This window comes from Hydrogenophaga sp., from assembly GCF_050182545.1.
Taxonomy (GTDB): domain Bacteria; phylum Pseudomonadota; class Gammaproteobacteria; order Burkholderiales; family Burkholderiaceae_C; genus Hydrogenophaga.
In genome coordinates this window covers 50356-70694 of record NZ_JBFXCD010000009.1, presented here as the reverse complement: position 1 = coordinate 70694, position 20339 = coordinate 50356, and the positions used below count along the sequence as shown (strand labels likewise).

20 protein-coding genes are annotated in these 20339 nt (G+C 68.1%); 16 read left to right on the top strand and 4 right to left on the bottom strand.

Annotated elements, in window-relative coordinates:
• Window positions 1–10: 10 nt before the first annotated feature.
• Window positions 11–1246 (bottom strand): ROK family protein, encoded by a 1236-nt coding sequence (locus tag AB7P10_RS11510; RefSeq protein ID WP_428293993.1) that lies wholly within the window; start codon window positions 1244–1246, stop codon window positions 11–13.
• Between the two features lie 77 nt (window positions 1247–1323).
• Between AB7P10_RS11510 and AB7P10_RS11505 the strand changes: the two genes are divergently transcribed.
• The 6 genes from AB7P10_RS11505 (at window position 1324) to pgi (ending at window position 8933) form a co-directional block, all read left to right on the top strand.
• Entirely contained in the window at window positions 1324–2334 is a 1011-nt protein-coding gene (locus tag AB7P10_RS11505) for a PfkB family carbohydrate kinase (protein ID WP_428293992.1), read from the top strand.
• A gap of 154 nt (window positions 2335–2488) precedes the next feature.
• Window positions 2489–3964, top strand: coding sequence for a glucose-6-phosphate dehydrogenase (gene zwf / locus AB7P10_RS11500; RefSeq protein ID WP_428293991.1), 1476 nt, complete (start codon window positions 2489–2491; stop codon window positions 3962–3964).
• Window positions 3965–3975: 11 nt separating this feature from the next.
• A complete protein-coding gene (gene pgl / locus AB7P10_RS11495) occupies window positions 3976–4686 on the top strand; it encodes a 6-phosphogluconolactonase (RefSeq protein WP_428293990.1) in 711 nt (236 codons plus the stop codon).
• Window positions 4687–4819: 133 nt separating this feature from the next.
• A complete protein-coding gene (gene edd, locus AB7P10_RS11490; RefSeq protein WP_428293989.1) occupies window positions 4820–6700 on the top strand; it encodes a phosphogluconate dehydratase in 1881 nt (626 codons plus the stop codon).
• An 11-nt stretch (window positions 6701–6711) separates the two neighbouring features.
• Window positions 6712–7350: a bifunctional 4-hydroxy-2-oxoglutarate aldolase/2-dehydro-3-deoxy-phosphogluconate aldolase gene (gene eda / locus AB7P10_RS11485; RefSeq protein ID WP_428293988.1), complete on the top strand. Its 639-nt coding sequence runs from the start codon at window positions 6712–6714 to the stop codon at window positions 7348–7350.
• Between the two features lie 11 nt (window positions 7351–7361).
• Complete coding sequence (pgi, locus tag AB7P10_RS11480) at window positions 7362–8933, top strand: glucose-6-phosphate isomerase (protein ID WP_428293987.1); 1572 nt, start codon at window positions 7362–7364, stop codon at window positions 8931–8933.
• 4 nt (window positions 8934–8937) lie between these two features.
• Here pgi and AB7P10_RS11475 read toward each other — a convergent pair whose 3' ends face one another.
• Window positions 8938–9432, bottom strand: coding sequence for a hypothetical protein (locus AB7P10_RS11475; protein ID WP_428293986.1), 495 nt, complete (start codon window positions 9430–9432; stop codon window positions 8938–8940).
• Entirely contained in the window at window positions 9425–9970 is a 546-nt protein-coding gene (locus AB7P10_RS11470) for a hypothetical protein (protein WP_428293985.1), read from the bottom strand. Before AB7P10_RS11470 ends, AB7P10_RS11475 begins: the two co-directional genes overlap by 8 nt.
• A 243-nt stretch (window positions 9971–10213) precedes the next feature.
• Between AB7P10_RS11470 and AB7P10_RS11465 the strand changes: the two genes are divergently transcribed.
• Window positions 10214–10570 (top strand): hypothetical protein, encoded by a 357-nt coding sequence (locus tag AB7P10_RS11465; protein ID WP_428293984.1) that lies wholly within the window; start codon window positions 10214–10216, stop codon window positions 10568–10570.
• A gap of 31 nt (window positions 10571–10601) precedes the next feature.
• Here the strand turns inward: AB7P10_RS11465 and AB7P10_RS11460 are convergent, their stop codons facing one another.
• Window positions 10602–11477: an MBL fold metallo-hydrolase gene (locus tag AB7P10_RS11460; RefSeq protein ID WP_428293983.1), complete on the bottom strand. Its 876-nt coding sequence runs from the start codon at window positions 11475–11477 to the stop codon at window positions 10602–10604.
• Window positions 11478–11570: 93 nt separating this feature from the next.
• Here AB7P10_RS11460 and AB7P10_RS11455 point away from each other — a divergent pair, with 93 nt between their 5' ends.
• From AB7P10_RS11455 to dalD, 9 genes are all read left to right on the top strand, one after another.
• Complete coding sequence (locus AB7P10_RS11455) at window positions 11571–11897, top strand: ArsR/SmtB family transcription factor (RefSeq protein WP_428293982.1); 327 nt, start codon at window positions 11571–11573, stop codon at window positions 11895–11897.
• Window positions 11894–12331 carry a YeeE/YedE family protein gene (locus tag AB7P10_RS11450; protein WP_428293981.1) on the top strand — a complete coding sequence of 146 codons (438 nt, stop codon included), beginning with the start codon at window positions 11894–11896 and terminating at the stop codon, window positions 12329–12331. The genes AB7P10_RS11455 and AB7P10_RS11450 overlap by 4 nt, the downstream gene beginning before the upstream one ends.
• A gap of 11 nt (window positions 12332–12342) precedes the next feature.
• On the top strand, window positions 12343–12780 hold the full coding sequence (locus tag AB7P10_RS11445; protein WP_428293980.1) for a DUF6691 family protein: 438 nt from the start codon (window positions 12343–12345) through the stop codon (window positions 12778–12780).
• 13 nt (window positions 12781–12793) lie between these two features.
• Window positions 12794–14524, top strand: coding sequence for a SulP family inorganic anion transporter (locus AB7P10_RS11440; RefSeq protein ID WP_428293979.1), 1731 nt, complete (start codon window positions 12794–12796; stop codon window positions 14522–14524).
• A gap of 356 nt (window positions 14525–14880) precedes the next feature.
• Window positions 14881–16086: an ABC transporter substrate-binding protein gene (locus tag AB7P10_RS11435; protein WP_428294096.1), complete on the top strand. Its 1206-nt coding sequence runs from the start codon at window positions 14881–14883 to the stop codon at window positions 16084–16086.
• Between the two features lie 54 nt (window positions 16087–16140).
• Window positions 16141–16998: a carbohydrate ABC transporter permease gene (locus AB7P10_RS11430; RefSeq protein ID WP_428293978.1), complete on the top strand. Its 858-nt coding sequence runs from the start codon at window positions 16141–16143 to the stop codon at window positions 16996–16998.
• Window positions 16999–17000: 2 nt separating this feature from the next.
• Entirely contained in the window at window positions 17001–17822 is an 822-nt protein-coding gene (locus AB7P10_RS11425) for a carbohydrate ABC transporter permease (RefSeq protein ID WP_428293977.1), read from the top strand.
• A gap of 17 nt (window positions 17823–17839) precedes the next feature.
• A complete protein-coding gene (locus AB7P10_RS11420; RefSeq protein ID WP_428293976.1) occupies window positions 17840–18880 on the top strand; it encodes an ABC transporter ATP-binding protein in 1041 nt (346 codons plus the stop codon).
• 37 nt (window positions 18881–18917) lie between these two features.
• Window positions 18918–20306: a D-arabinitol 4-dehydrogenase gene (gene dalD, locus AB7P10_RS11415; protein ID WP_428293975.1), complete on the top strand. Its 1389-nt coding sequence runs from the start codon at window positions 18918–18920 to the stop codon at window positions 20304–20306.
• The last annotated feature ends 33 nt before the right edge of the window (window positions 20307–20339 follow it).

Sequence of the window (20339 nt, the reverse complement as noted above, 5' to 3'; positions counted from 1 at the left end):
CCGGCAAGCCTCAGCCCTTGAGGAAGCTGTCGTGATCGGGCGCGAAACACGCGTGCAGCGGCAGCAGCGCGCCACCCAGTGCGCGCGCATCGGAGCCGATGCTGCCCAGCGCCAGCCGAGGCCGGTGCAAGCCCTGCCAATCGTAGGCGTCCAGGGCCGAGTGGGTCTGCTCACACAAGCTGCGCAGCAGATCGGGCGCGACCGCACCGTCCATCACCACCGCCTCCACATCCAGAAAGGCCATGCCCGAGACCACGCATTGCGCCAGCGCGCGCGCGGCCCCGGCGATCCATTCGAGGCTGTGCGTCCGCCAGGGTGGCTGCAGTGCGCGTGCGTCGTAGGCGGCCATGGGGTCCAGGCCGTGTTCGCGGTAGCGCTGCTCAAGGTCCCACAGCGAAGCCTGGGTGACCAGCTGCGGCGGCAGCTCCCTGCCCCGGGCGGTATGCAATGGCATCGAAGCCACCGCGCCGGCGTTGCCATGCAGGCCGCGGTGCAACTGCGAATCGAGCACCAGAGCACCACCCACAAAGGTGTCCATGAACAGATAGAGAAAACTGCGCAGGTCGCGCCCGCGCCCCTGCAGCAGCTCGGCCGCACAGGCGGCCGAGGTGTCCTTGGCAAAACTCACCGGCAACTCCGTGAGCCGCTGCACCTCGGTGGCCAGGTCGATGCCGCTCCAGGCCTGCGCCTGCGCGTGCGTCAATCCCAGCATGCGGTGCCAGCCGCCGAGCTGGAGCGGTGCCGCCACGCCCACGCCCACCACGCGGTCCCGCAGGGGGCCGAGCTTGCGCAACAGGCGGTTCAGGTTGGACTTGATCGCTGGCAGCAGCTCAGCGATGTCGGGAAAGTCGTAAGCCATTGACAGGCGCTCGCGCACCTGGCCGGTGAAGTCCACGAGCAGCCAGTCCGCACTGCGCCGCCCGATCTTGATGCCGATGGCGAACGCGCCGTCCGGGTGCAGGCCCAGCGGCACCGAAGGCTGGCCGACCCGTCCGCGCACAGGCGCCTCGCGGCGCAGCAACTGGTCCTCGTCGAGCCGGGCGGTGATCAGGCCTATGGTCTGCGCAGTCAGGCCGGTCACCCGCGCGATGTCGGCCTTGGCCAGGGTGCCGTGCACGCGCAACGCCTGCAGCACCACGCGGTCATTGAATTGCCGCAGGCCCAACTGGTTGGACCCGCGCGGGCGAAGGCGCGCGGGTGCATCGCGCTGATCGGACGGTGTGTCAGTGGCGGGCAGGAGGGCCATGGGGTTTTCACGATGCCGGGCAGTTCGGGGCTTGAACGATACTTCCCCTCCGGCACATAAATCAAGTTAATTTACTTATGAGCACCCCTGAGCTCGGGCCCATCGCGGTCGCCACCGCTGGCGAGGCCCTGATCGACCTCATCGAAGACGCCGAAGGGCGGCTGCGCCCCTGCGCCGGCGGCGCGGTCTACAACCTGACCCGCGCGCTCGGCCTGCAGGGCGTGGGCACGCTCTACCTCAACCCGCTCTCGCGCGACCGTTTCGGCCGCTCCCTCGCCACCGGACTCGCGCAGGCGGGCGTGGCGCTGGCCCGGCCGGAACCGGTGCACCAGCCCACCTCGCTGGCCGTGGTCGGGCTCGACGCGCAGGGCAAGGCCAGCTACAGCTTCTACCGCGACGGCGTGGCCGACCGCGCGGTGGACGCCGCCGGCATGACGGCAGCGTGCGCTGCCGTGCCCACGCTGCGCCTGGTGGTCACGGGCTGTCTGGCGCTGGTGCCGGAGGACAGCGCGCAGCTGCTTCCGTGGCTGCAGGCCCAGCGCGCCGCCGGCCGCCTGGTGGTAGTGGACGCCAACCTGCGTCCCGCCGTCGTGCCCGACATGGCCGCCTACCAGGCCAGTGTGATGGCCGCGCTGCAGACGGCCCACGTGATCAAGGTGAGCGACGATGACCTCGTGACGCTGGGGCTGGACGGCGCCGACGCGCTCAACAGTGCGCGCGAACTGCTGCAGCGTACGGATGCGCCCTGGCTCGCGCTGACGCTGGGCGCGCAGGGCGCCATGCTGCTGCACCGCGATGGCCGAGCCTGGCACGCCAGCGAAACATCGCCCGTGCCTGTGGCAGACACGGTGGGCGCGGGCGACTGTTTCCTGGCCGGCCTGCTGGTGGCGCTGCTGCGCCGCATCGCCCTGCTGGGGGCGGCGCAGGCGCACTCCCTGCCACTGGACGAAGAGGACGTGCGGCACCTGCTTGCGCACGCGGTGGCCAGTGCCAGCCTGTGCGTGATGGAAACCGGCTGCGTGCCGCCGGACGCGGCCCGGGTCGCCGCCCGGCTGAGCGAAGCACCGCCCCGGGTGCTGGCACGCTGATTCATCCCCCGGGGAAAAAAGTGGTGAAGAACCCCCGATCGCGTGCACGGTCGGGGCCATCGGGTTAAGGTCCGGCCATGGTCATGCAGAAAGAATTCGGCTTGTAACTTGATTACAATAAAATGCCATGACCACAAGTAACTAAATTAGAACCATGGTCACCTCGAACACCGCCTCCACCGCCACCGAACCCCTCGATCTGGTGATCTTCGGCGGTGCGGGCGACCTCTCGGTGCGCAAACTGCTGCCGGCGCTGTACATGGCGCACCTGCACCACACCCTGCCCGAGTCCGCGCGCATCCACGCACTGGGTCGCCAGCCCTGGGACCGCGACGCTTTCATGGCCTTCGTGAACGAGAAGGTGCGTGGCTTCATCGCCGCCGAATCCCTGGACGAGGCGGCCTGGCGCGGCTTCGTGGACCGACTGGGCTACGTGTGCCTGGACGCCACGCAGCCAGAGGACTTCGCGGGCCTGGCGCGCGCGATGCAACCGGGCTCGGACCGCGTTTACTACCTGGCCACCGCGCCCACGCTGTTCACCGGCATCTGCGCGCACCTGCACGGCGCGGGCCTGATCGACGAGCGCGCGCGCGTGGTGCTGGAAAAACCCCTGGGCCACGACCTGGCTTCAGCGCGCGCCATCAACGACGAGGTCGGCCGCTATTTCAGCGAGGCGCAGACCTTCCGCATCGACCACTACCTGGGCAAGGAGACGGTGCAGAACATGATGGTGCTGCGCTTTGGCAACACCATCTTCGAACCGCTCTGGCGCAGCCCCTACATCAAGAGCGTGCAGATCACAGTGGCCGAGTCGGTGGGTGTGGGCAGCCGTGCCGGCTTCTACGACGGCACCGGCGCGCTGCGCGACATGGTGCAGAACCACTTGCTGCAACTGCTGTGCATCGTCGCGATGGAGCCACCGGTCTCGCTCGACCCGGATGCCGTGCGCGACGAAAAGCTCAAGGTGTTGCGCTCGCTGCGCCCGCTCACCGTGGCCGACGTGGCGCGAGACACGGTGCGCGGCCAGTACACCGCGGGCAGTGCCAATGGCGACAAGGCCGTGGGCTACCTGCAGGAAGACAACGTACCCGCTGGCAGCGAAACCGAAACCTTCGTCGCCCTGCGCGCGCACATCAACAACTGGCGCTGGGCCAATGTGCCGATCTTCCTTCGCACCGGCAAGCGCATGGCCGAGCGCCGTTCGGAGATCGTCATCGAGTTCGCCGACCTGCCCTACACCATCTTCCCGGACGCACCGCGCCAGCCGGTCAACCGCCTCATGATCCGCCTGCAGCCCGAGGAGCACGTGCAGCTGCAGATGATGGCCAAGGAGCCCGGCAGCGGCATGCGCCTGCGACCGGTGAGCCTGAACCTGGACCTCGAATCGGCCTTCAGCGCACGCCGCGCAGAGGCCTATGAACGCCTGTTGATGGACGTGATCAAGGGCCGTCTGACGCACTTCATGCGGCGCGACGAACTGGAGGCCGCCTGGACCTGGGTCGAACCCATCCTGGACGGCTGGAGCAACCTGCGCGAGAAGCCCCGCCCCTACACCGCCGGCAGCTGGGGACCGGCCGCCTCGTCGGCCTTGATGGCGCGCGAAGGATCGGCCTGGGTCGAGGAGGCCTGAAAGGCACTGGCATGCGACTTGAGCACCCCTGCAACAGCCCGACCGAACTCGCGCAACGGCTCGCGCGCCATGTGGCGCGGCGGCTGCGCGAGGCCACGACCGTGCGTGGTCACGCGGTGCTGGCGGTCTCGGGTGGCAAGTCGCCGGTGGCCCTGTTCGAGCAACTGCGCGAACAACCACTGGAATGGGCGCACGTCACCGTGCTGCTGGTCGACGAGCGCTGCGTGCCGCACGACCACGCCGACAGCAACACCGCGCTGGTGCGCACCCACCTGCTGCAGGGCGCGGCGGCGAAAGCCAGCTTCGTGCCCTTCTTCGACGCCTTGCCGGCACCGCTCGACGACAGCGCGCTGGAGCGCCTGGCCGATGCCGCCAACCAGCGCCTGGCCACCCAGCCCTGGCCCATGGACGTGGCCGTGCTCGGCATGGGCGAGGACGGCCACACCGCCTCGATCTTCCCGGGGGCGCCGGGCCTGGCCCGGGCGCTGCACGGCAGCGGCCCGGTGACCTGGCTGCGCCCGGCCCCGGCTTCGCGCGCGCCGCACGCTCGCCTCACCCTCACCTTGCCCGCCCTGCTGGCCACGCGCGAACTGGCGCTCTCCATCACCGGCGCGAGCAAGCTCGCCGTCTACCAGCAGGCCCGCCTGGGCGCCGATGAGAGCCTGCCGGTCTCCCTGGTGCTGGACCAGCACCTCACGCCGGTGAGCGTCTGGCTGGCCTAGACATGCCCACCCCCGTCGCTTGCTCACTGCGTGTAGCCGCATCCCCCCTCAAGGGGGCGGCACCAACGGCCCGGCCAAGCCGGTTCCGTGGTGCCACTGGACGACAGTGCCTCGCGCAACGGACTTTTTCGAAATGAACATCATGAGCAACCTGAACCCCGTCCTCGACCGCGTCACGCGGCGCATCACCGAACGCAGCGCGGCCAGCCGCGCCGAATACCTGGCGGCCATGGCCGCGCAGCGCAAGAGCGGCACGCAGCGCACCGGCATGGGATGCGCCAACATGGCCCACACCACGGCCGCGCTGCCGCTGGCCGACAAGCTCCAGATCCATGCCGAGCGCGCGCCGCACATCGGCATCGTCACGGCGTACAACGACATGCTCTCGGCGCACCAGCCGTATGAAACCTACCCGCAGAAGATCCGCGACCATGCGCACCGGCTGGGTGCCACCGTGCAGGTCGCCGGCGGCGTGCCCGCGATGTGCGACGGCATCACGCAGGGCGCGGCCGGCATGGAGCTCTCGCTGTTCTCGCGCGACGTCATCGCGCTGTCCACCGCCGTGGCGCTGTCGCACAACGTGTTCGACGCCGCCCTGTTCCTCGGCATCTGCGACAAGATCGTGCCCGGCCTGTTCATGGGGTCGCTGCAGTTCGGCCACCTGAGCGCGGTGTTCGTGCCCGCCGGCCCCATGACCTCGGGCCTGTCGAACGACGCCAAGGCCAAGGTGCGCCAGCAGTACGCACAAGGTCTGGTGGGGCGCGATGCGCTGCTCGAATCCGAGTCGCAGGCGTACCACAGCCCCGGCACGTGCACGTTCTATGGCACGGCCAACAGCAACCAGATGCTCATGGAGATCATGGGCCTGCACCTGCCGGGCGCGTCCTTCGTCAACCCCGGCACGCCACTGCGCGATGCGCTCACGCGGGGCGCGGTCAAACGCGCGCTGGCCAACACGGGGCGCACCGGCGAGCCCGCGCTCTGCCTGGCCGACATCGTGACCGAGAAAAGCCTCGTCAACGCCATCGTCGGCCTGCTGGCCACGGGCGGCTCCACCAACCACACGCTGCACCTGGTGGCCATGGCGCGCGCGGCGGGCGTGCTGATCGACTGGGACGACTTCGCCGAGCTCTCGCACGCGGTACCGCTGCTGGCGCGCGTGTACCCCAATGGCAGCGCCGATGTGAACCACTTCCACGCCGCGGGCGGCATGGGCTTTCTCATGAAGGAACTGCTGGGCGCGGGCCTGCTGCACGCCGACGTGAATACCGTGATGGGGCCGGGCCTGGACGCCTATGTGCGCGAACCCTGGCTCGACAACGGCCAGCTGGCCTGGCGCCCGGTGCCCGAGCGCAGCGGCGACACCGCCGTGCTGCGCCCCGTCAGCGACCCGTTCAGCGCCGACGGCGGCCTGCGACTGCTGCAGGGCAACCTGGGCCGCAGCGTGGTCAAGGTGTCGGCCGTGAAGCCCGAGCACCGCGTGGTGCGCGCGCAGGCGGTCGTGGTGAGCGACCAGCAGGACCTGCTCGCGTTGTTCAACGAAGGCAAGCTCGAACGCGACCTGGTGGCCGTGGTGCGCTACCAGGGCCCGCGCGCCAACGGCATGCCCGAGCTGCACAAGCTCACGCCCCCACTGGCCGTGCTGCAGGACAAGGGCTTCAAAGTCGCCCTGGTCACCGACGGGCGCATGTCCGGCGCCTCGGGCAAGGTGCCCGCGGCGATCCATCTCACGCCCGAGGCCCTGTCCAACGGCCCGATCGCCCACGTGCGCGACGGCGACTGGATCACGCTCGACTGCGAACGCGGCGTGCTGGAGCTGGAAGTCGACGCCAGAACGCTGGCGCGTCGCAGAATCAGCCACCCCGACCTGAGCGCCAACGGGCATGGCAGCGGGCGCGAGCTGTTTGGCCTGTTCCGCCAGCAGGCCAGCGCGGCCGAGGCGGGGGCCTCCCCCCTGTTCGGCGCGCCACCGGCTCACCACCCCGCCGCGCCCGTTGAAGCCCTTTCCAGCTGAACCCAGACACCATGACGACCACCTGCTTCTCCCGCCCTGCCTTCAAGTCCCGCGTCGTGCCCGTGATCGTGCTCAAGGACGCCGCGCACGCGGTTCCGCTCGCCCACGCCCTGCTCGAAGGGGGCATCGACGTCATGGAAATCACCCTGCGCTCGGGCGTGGCGCTACAAGCCATCGAGGCCGTGGCACGCGCCGTGCCGCAGATGCACCTGGGCGCGGGCACCGTCACGCGCGCGGCCGAGGTGCCGCAGGTGGTTTCGGCCGGCGCGGCCTTCGCGCTGTCTCCCGGATGCACCGCGGCGCTGGTGGAGGCGGTGCGCAAGGCCAACCTGCCCTTCGTTCCCGGCGTGATGACGCCCAGCGAGGTGATGCAGGCGCGCGACCACGGCTTCACCCTGATGAAGCTTTTTCCGGCCGCACAAGCCGGTGGCATCGCCATGCTCAAGGCGCTGGGCGCGCCCCTGCCCGACGTGCGCTTCTGCCCCACCGGCGGCGTGAGCACCGAGAACCTGCGCGCCATGCTGACGCTGCCCAACGTGGCCATGGCCGGTGGCTCCTGGCTCACGCCGTCGGATGCGCTGCGCGATGGCGACTGGAAACGCATCACCCAGCTCGCGCGCGAGGCCACCGCGCTGGCCGCTGGCGTCTAGGATCTCAAGACATGACCCTGCCCACCTCCCTGCCCGCCTGGCAACAGCTCGAATCGCTGTCCCATGCCGCACAACCCCACCTGCGCGAGTTGCTGGCCGACACCGGCCGAGCCGCCCGCATGACGCTGCGCGCCGCCGGCATCACGCTCGACGCCAGCCGCCAGCGCGTCTCGCCCGCCATCGAGCAGGCCTTGCTGGATCTGGCCGAGCAGTCGGATCTGGCCGTGCAGCGCGAGGCGATGTTCCGGGGCGATCGCATCAACACCACCGAGGACCGCCCGGTGCTGCACGTGGCCCTGCGTGGCGACCCGCTGCACACCGGGCCGTGGGGCGCGGCGGTGCAGGCCGATGTGCAGCGCGAACTGCAACGGGTGTGCGACTTCGCCGAAGCGCTGCGCGCCGGCACGGTGCTGGGCCACAGCGGCCAGGCCATCACCGACGTGGTGAACATCGGCATTGGCGGCTCCGACCTCGGCCCGCGCATGGCGGCCGACGCCCTGGCCCACCTCGCCCACCCCGGCGTGCGCGTGCACTACGTGTCCAACCCGGACGCCTGGGCGCTGTGGAGCGTGCTGCGCGGACTGGACGCGCAGCGCACCCTGTTCATCGTCTCCAGCAAAACGTTCACCACCCAGGAGACGCTGACCAACGCGGCGAGCGCGCAGCGCTGGCTGCGCGACAACGGCTGTCCGGCCGAGGCCCTGGCACAGCACCTGGTGGCCATCACCGCGTCGCCCGCGCAGGCGGCCAGGCTGGGCTATCCGGCCGAGCGCACCTTCCTGTTCTGGGACTGGGTCGGCGGGCGCTACTCGGTCTGGTCGGCCCTGGGCCTGCCGCTGGCTATCGCCATCGGGGCCGAGCACTTCCGCGCCTTCCTGGCCGGCGCGCGCGAGATGGACGCGCACTTCCTCGACACCCCTCTGGCGCAGAACCTGCCAGTGCGCATGGCCCTGCACGGTGTGTGGAACCGCAACTTCCTGCGCCTGCCCACGCAGTTGATCGTGCCCTATGCCTCGAGGCTGGTGCGCTTCACGCCCTTCATTCAGCAGATGGACATGGAGTCCAACGGCAAGCACACGCACACCGATGGCACACCTGCCACGGTGGACACCGGCCCCATCGTCTGGGGCGGCCTGGGCATTGACGGGCAGCACGCCTACTTCCAGCTCATCCACCAGGGCCGGCACATGGTGCCGGTGGACTTCATCGGCGTGGAGAACGAAGACACGCCGCTGCCCCTGGCCGCCACGCACCACGCGGTGGTCAACCTCAACCTGCGCGCCCAGGCCGAGGCGATGGCACGGGGCCGCCCGCTGGCCGACACGCAGGGCTTGCTGCAACAGGACGGACTGGGCGAAGCCGACGCAAAGTCGATGGCGCCGCACCGCAGCTTCGAGGGCAACATCCCCAGCCACATCCTCTGGCTCGACCGCCTGGACCCGATGCGCCTGGGCGCGCTGATCGCGCTGCACGAACACAAGGTGTTCACCCAGGCGGCCATCTGGCGCATCAACGCCTACGACCAGTGGGGCGTGGAGCTGGGCAAGACGATGGCCAAGGCGATGGAGAAGGCGCCCGGCTGAGCCTTCATTTCTTGAACCACAGCGCGAGCAGGAAAGCCAGCATCGGCGAGACCAGCTTGCAGACCCAGGACACGAAGGCCATGGCGTTCAGGGTGGATGCCTGAAACCGCAGCCACGCCCAGCCGTCCAGCTTGCCCAGGGCGAGCGTGCCGTCGATCCACGCCGACAGGAAAGCCACGCAGAGCACGGCCAGCACCAGAGCGCCGGTGGTCGTGAACAGCTGGGCGCGCCGATAGGCCCACGCGGTCGCTGGCACCGCCGACACGGGCGCGCTGCCGTCGTGCGTCAGGCCCAGTTGCCCCGGCAGCAGAAAGATCTGGTCCCTGGCACCGGGACGAAGGACCGGATTCACCGCGAAGATGCCCGATTGCGAGGCATCGTCCAGGCGCGCGATGCGCAGGTACCTGGCGTGCGCCAGTTCGGACCCGCTGCCGTACTGCGGCAGTGAGGCTTCGGCGCTTGAGCCGAGCGCCCGGACGACAAGCGACCCGTCAGACACGGCGCACCTCCTGCACCACGAGCCGCAGCGCGGGCGCCAGTTCGCTCTCCGGGAGGTTGAGCTGCGTCGCGAGCGCGGCGGCCGCCCCCATGAGGGCGCGCGACCTGGCCGCGTCCGGTCGGGCGTAGCTTTTCAGACGGGCGGGCGTGTCGGGCCCCGCCAGCAGTTGGGAGAGATACCCCGCGTCGTCGCGCAGCCATGCCCAGCGCTCATCGGCCAGGTCGTCGATCACGTCCTCGACCTCCTCGACCTCCCGTGCCCAGAGGGCGAATCCGGAGGGCCCGCCCGCCGCCGGATCGCGATCGTCCCGTGGGCCCGCCGGCGCATCACCCGTGCCACCCGCAGTCTTGCCCGCGGCCGCCGCGAGCAGCCCGACGACACAACAGCCACAGACATACGCAGGCCGGCTCTTGTCGCGCATGCCGTGCGCCAGGCAGGCGAGCACGCCACACAGCTTGCAGGCCCCGACCGCATCGCCCGGGCTCTGGCCGGGAATCAAGCCGTACTGGTGTTCACAGAGGTAACAAGCCGCACCCATGAAGACCTCCCGTCAGACCCCGCCAAAGGGGGTTGCACGGATTCAACGCCCACGGGCCAAGGGAAGTCAAGCGCTGTTCAGCCGGGTCCGCGCCTCCACCGCTTCGCGCGGGAATGCACCCGCATTGGGCGTGTTGTCGTGCGAATTCGCACGGAAAATACGGTATCGGGTATAAAGCCAACAGTTCCGCAGAGGTGCCACACCCTTCTGCCAGTTCGGCTCACACGAAAGGCATCCACAAGCATGCAAAGCGTCAAGACCTTTCTCAGCAGCCTCACTTCGATCCTGTCGCCGAACACCGAGTCCGCGCCCAAGGCGCCCGACCCTCAGGCCATGGTGCTCATTCAGAAATCGATGTTGCGCCTGCTGGGGGTGCGTGGCGCCGAACTCAATCCCCAACTGGAGAATCGCATCCGCTATGCGTCGAGCATCGAGGCGCTGTGGTTCCTGCGCGCCGATCTGGCGCAAGCGATGTGCCTGCAGCGGGACGAAACCAGCGCCCTGGCCGCGGTGTCGGATCTCACACCGCTGTTCGAGGGGAACATCTCCCAGGCGCAGCTGCAGTCGTTCCAGCGCGGTCGAACCCAGCGGCGCGGCTGAGCAGGGCCGGTCCCGCACCGGCCCCCTGCCCCTACAGCACGTTCAGCGGAATCTTGGCGTAGGCAATGCCGTTCTCTTCGGCGGGCGGCAACTGGCCTGCGCGGATGTTGATCTGCACCGAAGGCAGGATCAGCACCGGCATCTCCAGCGTGGCGTCGCGCCGTGTGCGCATGGCCACGAACGCTTCCTCGCTCACCCCATCATGCACGTGGATGTTGTGCGCGCGCTGTTCGGCCACGGTGGTTTCAAAAGCCACCTCGCGGTCGACGGGCGGGTAGTCGTGGCACATGAACAGCCGCGTTTCGGGCGGCAGGCTCAACAGCCTGCGCGTGGAGGCGTACAGCGTCTTCGCGTCACCCCCGGGGAAATCGCAGCGCGCCGTACCCACGTCGGGCATGAACAGCGTGTCGCCGACGAACACCGCATCGCCGATGCGATAGGCCACGCAGGCCGGTGTATGACCTGGCACGTAGAGAATCTCACCCGAGAGGTCTCCCACCTGGAAGACCTCGTTGTCCTGGAACAGGTGGTCGAACTGTGAGCCGTCGAGCCTGAAATCCGGCTCGAGGTTGAAGATGCCCTTGAACACTTTCTGCACGTCGGTGATGTGGCTGCCAATGGCGATGCGGCCACCCAGTTGTGACTTGACGTAGGGCGCGGCCGACAGGTGGTCGGCATGGGCATGGGTCTCCAGGATCCATTCGACCTTCAAGTCATTCGCGCGCACGAAGGCCACCACCTTGTCGGCCGATCCGTGGCTGGTGCGCCCGGCCTTGGGGTCGTAGTCGAGCACCGGGTCGACGATGGCGCAGGCACTGCCCGGCCCGTTGTGCACGACGTAGGTCACCGTCCAGGTGGCGGGGTCGAAAAAGCCCTGGACTTGCGGAGAAATGGCAGCGGGTTTCATGAAGACCTCCTTCAATTAAGTTGAATATAGTATATTGACAGATATATTGTTTGTCAATAGACTATGTGCCATGCTGAACCGAAAGGACTTCCGATGACATCCACCACCCTGGATCTTGACGACATGCGCGCGGCGGCTGTGGACGCCTGCCGCCTGATGAAGGTGCTGTCCAACCTGGACCGCCTGCTCATCCTGTGCCAGCTCTCTCAGGGCGAATACCGCGTGGGCGAACTGGAGGAACTGCTGGGCATCGTGCAACCCACGCTGTCGCAGCAGCTCACCGTGTTGCGCGAAGAGGCGCTGGTGAGCACGCGCCGAGACGGCAAGCACATTTACTACCTGCTCGACAGCCCGCAGACGCTGGCGGTGATGCAGGTGCTGTACGCACAGTTCTGCGGCACGAAACGGAGAAAGACATGAGCATCGACTGGACGAACTTCACCCCCTGGGCCTCGCTGTCCGGCGGCATCCTGCTGGGCGTGGCCTCGGCGCTTTTCATCCTGTTGAACGGCCGGGTGCTGGGCATCAGCGGCATCCTGGGCGGCTTGCTCACGCCCCGGGTGCGGGACGTGGGATGGCGCGTCGCCTTCCTGCTGGGCTTGCTGGCCGCGCCACTGGTCTACGGCCTGATCGCGCCGACCGGTTTCGTGCAGGCGCCGCGCATCGACGCGGGCTTCGGCGCCATCGTGGCGGCCGGGCTGCTGGTCGGCCTGGGCACACGCTATGGCTCGGGCTGCACCAGCGGCCACGGCGTGTGCGGGCTCTCGCGCCTGTCGCCGCGCTCTCTCGTCGCGACCCTGGCCTTCATGGGCGCGGGCTTCGCGATGGTTTTCGTGGTCCGCCACATTCTCTGAGGAGCACACACATGCACCGCATCACCGAATTCTTCGTGGGCCTGCTGTTTGGCCTGGGCTTGCTGCTCTCGGGCATGACCGATCCCGGCAAGGTGCTCGGTTTCCTCGACCTGTTCGGCACCTGGGACCCGTCGCTCGCCTTCGTCATGGGCGGCGCGATTGCCGTCGGCTTCTTCGCCTTCGCGCTGGCGCGCAAGCGCACCACCAGCTTCCTCGGGGGCGCGCTGCACCTGCCGAAGTCCAGCCAGATCGACCGGCGCCTGGTGCTCGGCGGCCTGACCTTTGGCGCGGGCTGGGGCCTGGCGGGCTTCTGCCCCGGTCCCGGCATCGTCTCCATGGCCTCGGGCGAATGGAAGGCCGCGGTCTTCGTGGCCGCCATGCTCGTGGGTATGGCGCTGTACGAGTTGGCCGAACGGTCTTTCCAGCGCCCGGACGTGGCGACGCGCTGAGCGAGGCCACAGGATGCGCAGCGCACCACGCACCTGGTTGCCCTCGCTGCCCTTGCTGCAGTGGGCACGCGGCTACCAGCGCGAGACGCTGCTGAGCGATGGCGTGGCGGCATTGATCGTCACCGTCATGCTGATCCCGCAGAGCCTGGCCTACGCGCTGCTCGCGGGCCTGCCGCCCGAGGTGGGACTCTATGCCAGCGTGGCACCACTGCTGCTGTACGCGGCGCTGGGGTCCAGCCGTGTGCTCGCGGTGGGGCCGGTGGCCGTGGTTTCGCTGATGACGGCAGCGGCCATCGGCGAACACGCCGTGGCGGGCAGCGACGCCTACTGGGCCGTGGCCATCACGCTCGCCTTTCTGTCGGGTGTGCTGCTGCTGGCCATGGGCCTGCTGCGGCTGGGGTTCCTGGCCAACTTCCTCAGCCACCCGGTGATCTCGGGCTTCATCTCGGCCTCGGGCCTGCTGATCGCCGCCAGCCAGTTGAAGACCTTGCTGGGTGTGCAGGCCGGAGGCCACAACCTGATCGAGCTGGGCCGCTCGCTGCTGTCGCAGCTCGGGCAGGTGCATGGGCTCACCGCGCTGGTGGGCGTGGTCAGCATCGTCTTCCTGTTCTGGGTGCGCAGCGGGCTCAGGCCCTTGCTGGTGCGCGCGGGCCTGCCGCCGCGCACCGCCGACCTGCTCGCCAAGACCGGCCCGATCGCCGCCATTGGCACCACCGCCTTCCTGGCCTGGGCCCTGCAGTGGCAGGCACAAGGCGTGAAGACCGTGGGCGCCGTGCCGCAGGGCCTGCCGCCATTGACGCAGCCCCTGTGGGACATCGCGCTGTGGCAGTCGCTGCTCGTGCCCGCCTTGCTGATCAGCGTGGTGGGTTTTGTCGAATCGGTGTCGGTGGGCCAGACCCTGGCCGCGCGGCGACGCCAGCGCATCAACCCCGACCAGGAACTGGTGGCCCTGGGTGCGAGCAACCTGGGCGCGGCCTTCACGGGCGGCTTCCCGGTCACTGGCGGTTTCGCGCGCTCGGTGGTCAATTTCGACGCCGGCGCACAGACCCCCCTGGCGGGCGTGCTCACCGCGGCGGGCATCCTGCTGGCCTCGCTGTTCCTCACGCCCGCCCTGTTCCACCTGCCACAGGCCACGCTGGCCGCCACCATCGTGGTGGCCGTGCTGTCCCTGGTGGACTTCGGCATCTTCCAGCGGACCTGGGCCTACTCGAAGCCGGACTTCATCGCCATGCTGACCACGCTCGCGGTCACCCTCGGGGTGGGCGTGGAGTCGGGCCTGGTGGTCGGCGTGGGTGTGTCGCTGGCGCTGCACCTGTACCGCACCAGCCGCCCCCACATTGCCGAGGTGGGCCAGGTGCCCGGCACCGAGCACTTCCGCAACGTGCAGCGCCACGCGGTGGCGGTGGATCCGCGCCTGGTGGGCCTGCGTGTCGACGAAAGCCTGTACTTTGCGAACTCGCGCGCGCTGGAGGACCGGGTGAACCAGGCCGTGGCCGAGCACCCGGGGCTGGAGCACGTGGTGCTGCAATGTTCGGCCATCAACGACATCGACGCCAGCGCGCTGGAAAGCCTGGAGGCCATCGACACGCGCCTTCGCGAAGCGGGCATCCAGTTGCACCTGTCCGAGGTGAAAGGCCCCGTGATGGACCGGCTGCAGCGCACGCACTTCCTGCAGGCGCTCAGCGGCCGGGTCTTCCTGACCCACTACCAGGCCGTTCACGAACTGGCGCCCCCGGTGGGCTGAGCCCGGTGACACCGCCCAGGCCCCGACGCCCAGGCGCCACCGCCACCCGGGGCATGCGGCCGAGCCCCACGACGCAAACTTTGCGCCGATTCCTAGGGTAATTCCCAGCATTCAAACGCAAGAGAGTACATATCAGACCAGTTTCCGTACAAATCCTGACGGGGTTCGTGGCCAGAATCTCCCCACGGCCTTGACCGGCCGCCGCGCAATCCGCTTCCCACTCAGAACACCATCAGGAGACCAATGTGAACTTTCGCCCTGCTTCCGTTTTCGCGGCCATTGCCCTGCTGGGCGCCAGCGCCGCCCACGCCCAGGCCAGCACCGAGCTGGTGATCGCCACGGTCAACAACGGCCACATGATCGAGATGCAGAAACTCGGCACGCATTTCGAAAAGGCCAATCCCAACGTCAAGCTCAAGTGGGTCACGCTGGAAGAAGGCACGCTGCGCCAGCGTGTGACGACCGACATCGCCACCAAGGGCGGTCAGTTCGACATCATGACCATCGGACTGTACGAAGCGCCGATCTGGTCGAAGAAGGGCTGGCTCAAGCCCATCGCCACCGACGCCGCCTACGACGTGGACGACCTGCTGCCGGCGATCCGCAACGGCCTGTCGCACGAGGGAAAGCTGTACGCCGCGCCTTTCTATGGCGAGAGCTCGATGCTGATGTACCGCAAGGATCTGGCCGACAAGGCCGGCATCAAGATCGCGGAGCAGCCCACCTGGGCCGACGTCAAGGCGTTCGCCGCCAAGGCACACGAACCCAAGGCCGGCGTGTACGGCATGTGCCTGCGCGGCAAACCGGGCTGGGGCGACAACATGGCCTTCCTGACCACGCTGGTCAACACCCACGGCGGCCAGTGGTTCGACATGCAGTGGAAGCCGCAGATCAACACCCAGCCCTGGAAGGACGCCATCGGCTTCTACGTCGACCTGATGAACAAGTACGGCCCGCCCGGCGCGTCGGCCAACAGCTTCAACGAGAACCTGGCCTTGTTCAACGAGGGCAAATGCGCGATGTGGGTGGACGCAACCATCGCCGCGTCCTTCATCAGCGACCCGAAGCAGTCCAAGGTGGCCGACAAGGTGGCCTTCGCGCAGGCTCCGGTGGCCGTCACGCCCAAGGGTGCGAACTGGCTCTGGTCTTGGAATCTGGCCATCCCCGCCAGCTCCACCAAGGACGCCGCCGCTCAAAGCTTCATCAAGTGGGCCACGTCCAAGGACTACATCAACCTGGTGGCCAAGGAGCACGGCTGGGGTGCGGTGCCCACCGGCACGCGCAAATCGACCTATGCCAACGCGGATTTCCAGAAGGTCGCGACTTTCGCCGCCGCAGAGAAGAAGGCCATCGACTCGGCCAACCCGAACGACAGCACGCTGCCCAAGTCGCCCTATGTGGGCGTGCAGTACGCGGCGATTCCCGAGTTCCAGGCCATCGGCGTCGCGGTGGGCCAGCAGATGAGCGCGGCGCTGGCCGGCAAGGTGACTGTGGACCAGGCCCTCAAGACGGCACAGACCCAGGCCGAGCGCGAGATGAAGAAGGCCGGTTACTACAAGTAGGCTGAGCCCCCCAGGCACGCCATCGCGCGCACTCCCACGAAACACCCCGCTCGCATGAACCGACTGCTGCCCCGGGCGCTGATGGCGCCGGCCGTGATCGCGCTCGTCCTCTGGATGATCGTGCCACTGCTGATGACGTTGTATTTCTCGCTGGTGAACTACAACCTGCTGCAACCCGGTGAACGCCCGTTCATCGGCCTGGAAAACTTCGAGTACTTCGTCACGGACCCGGACTTCTGGCCCTCGGTGTCGAACACGCTGATGCTGATCGGCAGCGTGATCGTGATCACCGTTGTCTTCGGCGTGCTGCTCGCGCTGCTGGTCAACGAGCCCTTTCCGGGCCGGGGTGTGGTGCGCGTGCTGCTGATCTCGCCGTTCTTCGTCATGCCCGCGGTCAACGCGCTGCTGTGGAAGCACATGATGATGAACCCGATCTACGGCGTGCTGGCCAACCTGTGGCAGTTCTTCGGCCTCACGCCGGTGGACTGGCTCACCGACGTGCCGCTGTTCTCGGTGATCGTCATGGTGGCCTGGCAGTGGCTGCCGTTTGCCTGCCTGATCTTCATCACCTCGCTGCAGTCGCTGGACCGTGAACAGATGGAAGCGGCGCGGATGGACGGCGCCAATGCCGTGCAGCGCTTCTTCTACCTCACGCTGCCGCACCTGGCGCGCCCGATGGCGGTGGTGATCATGATCGAGATGATCTTCCTGCTCAGCGTGTTCGCCGAGATCGCCATCACCACCAACGGCGGACCGGGCAACGAGAGCACCAACCTCACCTACCTGATCTTCAAGCAGTCGCTGATGAATTTCGACGTCGGCGTGGCCTCGGCCGGTGCGCTGCTCGCGGTGGTGCTGGCCAACATCGTCGCGGTCTTCCTGATCCGCATCATCGGCAAGAACCTGGACTGAGCATGCCTACCCATCCCTTGCTGACCGCACTGCGCGCCATCGGCGCCTGGGCCATTGCCCTGCTGCTGTTCTTCCCGCTGGGCTGGCTGTTCCTGACGGCGTTCAAGACCGAGCTGCAGGCGATTGCCGTGCCGCCGCTGTTCGTCTTCGAGCCAACGATGGACAACTTTGGCGAGGTGCAGCGCCGCAGCGACTACTTGCTGTATGCGCGCAACTCGCTCATCACCAGCCTGGGTTCGACCATCATCGGCCTGTTGATTGCGGCACCGGCCGCGTATTCGATGGCCTTCTTCCGGACGAAACGCACGCGCGACATCCTGATGTGGATGCTCTCGACCAAGATGATGCCGGCGGTGGGCGCGCTGGTGCCCATCTACGTGCTGGCCCAGACCGCGGGCATGCTGGACTCGCTGAGCGCGCTCACCATCGTGTTCACGCTCTCCAACCTGCCCATCATGGTGTGGATGCTCTACACGAGCTACAAGGACATTCCGAACGAAATCCTCGAAGCCGCGCGCATGGACGGCGCCAACCTCTGGACCGAGTTCCGCCACGTGGTGCTGCCGCTGTCCATCGGCGGCCTGGCTTCCACCGGCCTGCTGTGCCTGGTGCTGAGCTGGAACGAAGCCTTCTGGGCGCTCAACCTCACCTCGGCCAAGGCCGGCACCCTGGCCACGCTCATTGCCTCCTACTCCAGCCCCGAGGGCCTGTTCTGGGCCAAGCTCTCGGCTGCTTCGCTGATGGCGATCGCACCCATTGTGGTGTTTGGCTGGTTCTCCCAGAAACAGCTGGTGCAGGGTCTGACCTTCGGCGCCGTCAAATGAACCTGGAGACAAAACCCATGGCCTACCTTCAGCTCAAGAACATCCAGAAGAGCTTCGGCGACGCGCACATCATCAAGGGCGTGGACCTGGAGATACAGAAAGGCGAGTTCATCGTCTTCGTCGGCCCGTCGGGCTGCGGCAAGTCCACGCTGCTTCGCCTCATCGCTGGCCTGGAGCCCATCACCAGCGGCAACCTGCTGCTCGACGGCAAGGACATCACGCACACGCCCTCGGGCAAACGCGACCTGGCCATGGTGTTCCAGAGCTACGCGCTCTACCCGCACATGAGCGTGTACGACAACATGTCCTTCGCGCTCAAGCTCGCCAACGTGCCCAGGGACGAGATCCGCCGCAAGGTGGAACACGCCGCGAAACAGCTCAACCTCACGACGTACCTGGACCGCACGCCCAAGGAGCTCTCGGGCGGGCAACGCCAGCGTGTGGCGATCGGCCGCGCCATCGTGCGCGCACCCAAGGTGTTCCTGTTTGACGAGCCGCTGTCCAACCTGGACGCGGCGCTGCGCGGCAATACGCGGGTGGAGATCCACAAGCTGCACGTCGCCCTGGGAGCGACCACCATCTACGTGACGCACGACCAGGTCGAGGCCATGACGCTGGCTGACCGCGTGGTGGTGCTCAAGGACGGTCTGATCGAGCAGGTGGGCACCCCGCTGGAGCTGTACGACCATCCGGCCAACCAGTTCGTCGCGCAGTTCATCGGCATGCCATCCATGAACGTGGTGGCGGCCAACGCCATCCCCAGTTTCTCGGCACAGACCGGTGGCCGCCTGCCGGGCGACGGCTTCCTGGGCGTGCGGCCGGAAGGCCTGCGCGTGCACCCCGGCCAGGGTGCGGGCGAGCCGGGCCGGGTTGACCTGATCGAGGCGCTCGGTGCGGACACGCTGATCCATGTGGACGTGGCTGGCGTGCCACTGGTCGCGCGCCAGAACGAGCGCACGCCATTGCGCGTGGGCGATCCGGTCGCGGTCGAGCTCGACCCGGCCGTGCTGCATCTGTTCAACCGCGATGGTCAATCCATCGCCCAGGCCCGCGCGTGACCACGTGACCCTCTCGCCTCCCGCTTCCCCATGCGTCATGCTCCACCTCGGGCTGGGCTCGTTCCACCGGGCACACCAGGCCGTCTACCTCCAGCAACTGATCGAGCGCGGCGACGATCAGTGGTCGATCTCGGGCGCCAACCTGCGCAACGACATGCCCGAACTGCTGCAGGCGCTGCGCGACCAGGGTGGCGCCTACACGCTGGAGACGGTGTCGCCTGGCGGCGAATACCGCTACCAGCGCATCCAGTCCATACGCGAGGTGCTTCCCTGGGCCCCCGGGCTGGCCGCCGTGGTCGAACGTGGCGCGCACCCGGCCACGCGCATCATCTCCTTCACCGTGACGGAAGCTGGCTACTACCTCGACGCCCGTGACCGGCTCGACCTGGGCTTTCCCGATCTCGTTGCCGACCTGGACCGCGTGCGCCAGGGGCAGGCCGGCGAAACCATCTACGGCGCGCTGTGCACCGTGCTGCGCGCTCGGCGCGACCGCAACGCGGGTGCGGTGACCTTGCTCAATTGCGACAACCTGCGCCACAACGGAGACCGCTTCCGAGCCGGCCTGTTCGAATTCGTCGACCTCGTGGGCGATGCCGCCCTGCTGACATGGATGCGCGCCCACACGAGCTGCCCGAACGCGATGGTGGACCGCATCACCCCACGCCCGCCTCCCGAGCTGCGCGAGCGTGTGCGCGCCGCCACCGGCCTGGACGACGCCGCCGCCGTGACGGGCGAGAGCTTCATCCAGTGGGTGATCGAGGACCATTTCATGGCGGGTCGCCCGGTCTGGGAAACGGTGGGGGTGCAGATGGTGAAAACCGTTGCGCCCTATGAAGAGGCGAAGATCCGCATTCTCAACGCCAGCCACAGCTGCATTGCCTGGGCCGGCACGCTCGCCGGCCTGCGGTTCATCCACGAGGGCACGCTGCAACCTGCCATCCGCCAGATGGCGTTCGACTATGTCACCAACGACGTGATTCCGTGCCTCACCCGGTCCGGCGCGCCCAGCCCGGTGGACCTGCCGGCCTACCGCGACATCGTGCTCGACCGGTTCGCCAACCCCGCCATCCGCGACACCAACCAGCGGGTGGCCATGGACGGCTTCGCCAAGATTCCAGGCTTCATTGCCCCCACCGTGCGCGAGCGCCTGGCCCAGGGCGCGCGCATCGACAGCGTGGCCATGCTGCCCGCGCTGTTCCTCGCGTTCCTGCAGCGCTGGCACCTCGGCCGCCTGCCCTATGCCTACCAGGACCAGGGCATGGATCCGGCCGTGGCACATGCCATCTGCGAGGCCCCCGATCCCGTGGCGGCCCTGTGCGCGGACACCAGCCTGTGGGGCACGGCGGCCGGCGATGCGCGCCTGGTCGAAGCCGTTCAGGCCGCGCACGCGCGCGCAGAAGCCTTCGGTGGTAACGTCGCGGTCTGACCGCACTGGCCTCGGCGCCACCGCCCCACAGAC

Coding starts and splice junctions, on each gene's coding strand:
- AB7P10_RS11510 (WP_428293993.1), bottom strand. CDS start 1,246: ATGGCCCTCCTGCCCGCCACTGACACACCGTCCGATCAGCGCGATGCA.
- AB7P10_RS11505 (WP_428293992.1), top strand. CDS start 1,324: ATGAGCACCCCTGAGCTCGGGCCCATCGCGGTCGCCACCGCTGGCGAG.
- zwf (WP_428293991.1), top strand. CDS start 2,489: ATGGTCACCTCGAACACCGCCTCCACCGCCACCGAACCCCTCGATCTG.
- pgl (WP_428293990.1), top strand. CDS start 3,976: ATGCGACTTGAGCACCCCTGCAACAGCCCGACCGAACTCGCGCAACGG.
- edd (WP_428293989.1), top strand. CDS start 4,820: ATGAACATCATGAGCAACCTGAACCCCGTCCTCGACCGCGTCACGCGG.
- eda (WP_428293988.1), top strand. CDS start 6,712: ATGACGACCACCTGCTTCTCCCGCCCTGCCTTCAAGTCCCGCGTCGTG.
- pgi (WP_428293987.1), top strand. CDS start 7,362: ATGACCCTGCCCACCTCCCTGCCCGCCTGGCAACAGCTCGAATCGCTG.
- AB7P10_RS11470 (WP_428293985.1), bottom strand. CDS start 9,970: ATGGGTGCGGCTTGTTACCTCTGTGAACACCAGTACGGCTTGATTCCC.
- AB7P10_RS11465 (WP_428293984.1), top strand. CDS start 10,214: ATGCAAAGCGTCAAGACCTTTCTCAGCAGCCTCACTTCGATCCTGTCG.
- AB7P10_RS11460 (WP_428293983.1), bottom strand. CDS start 11,477: ATGAAACCCGCTGCCATTTCTCCGCAAGTCCAGGGCTTTTTCGACCCC.
- AB7P10_RS11455 (WP_428293982.1), top strand. CDS start 11,571: ATGACATCCACCACCCTGGATCTTGACGACATGCGCGCGGCGGCTGTG.
- AB7P10_RS11450 (WP_428293981.1), top strand. CDS start 11,894: ATGAGCATCGACTGGACGAACTTCACCCCCTGGGCCTCGCTGTCCGGC.
- AB7P10_RS11445 (WP_428293980.1), top strand. CDS start 12,343: ATGCACCGCATCACCGAATTCTTCGTGGGCCTGCTGTTTGGCCTGGGC.
- AB7P10_RS11440 (WP_428293979.1), top strand. CDS start 12,794: ATGCGCAGCGCACCACGCACCTGGTTGCCCTCGCTGCCCTTGCTGCAG.
- AB7P10_RS11435 (WP_428294096.1), top strand. CDS start 14,881: ATGATCGAGATGCAGAAACTCGGCACGCATTTCGAAAAGGCCAATCCC.
- AB7P10_RS11430 (WP_428293978.1), top strand. CDS start 16,141: ATGAACCGACTGCTGCCCCGGGCGCTGATGGCGCCGGCCGTGATCGCG.
- AB7P10_RS11425 (WP_428293977.1), top strand. CDS start 17,001: ATGCCTACCCATCCCTTGCTGACCGCACTGCGCGCCATCGGCGCCTGG.
- AB7P10_RS11420 (WP_428293976.1), top strand. CDS start 17,840: ATGGCCTACCTTCAGCTCAAGAACATCCAGAAGAGCTTCGGCGACGCG.
- dalD (WP_428293975.1), top strand. CDS start 18,918: ATGCTCCACCTCGGGCTGGGCTCGTTCCACCGGGCACACCAGGCCGTC.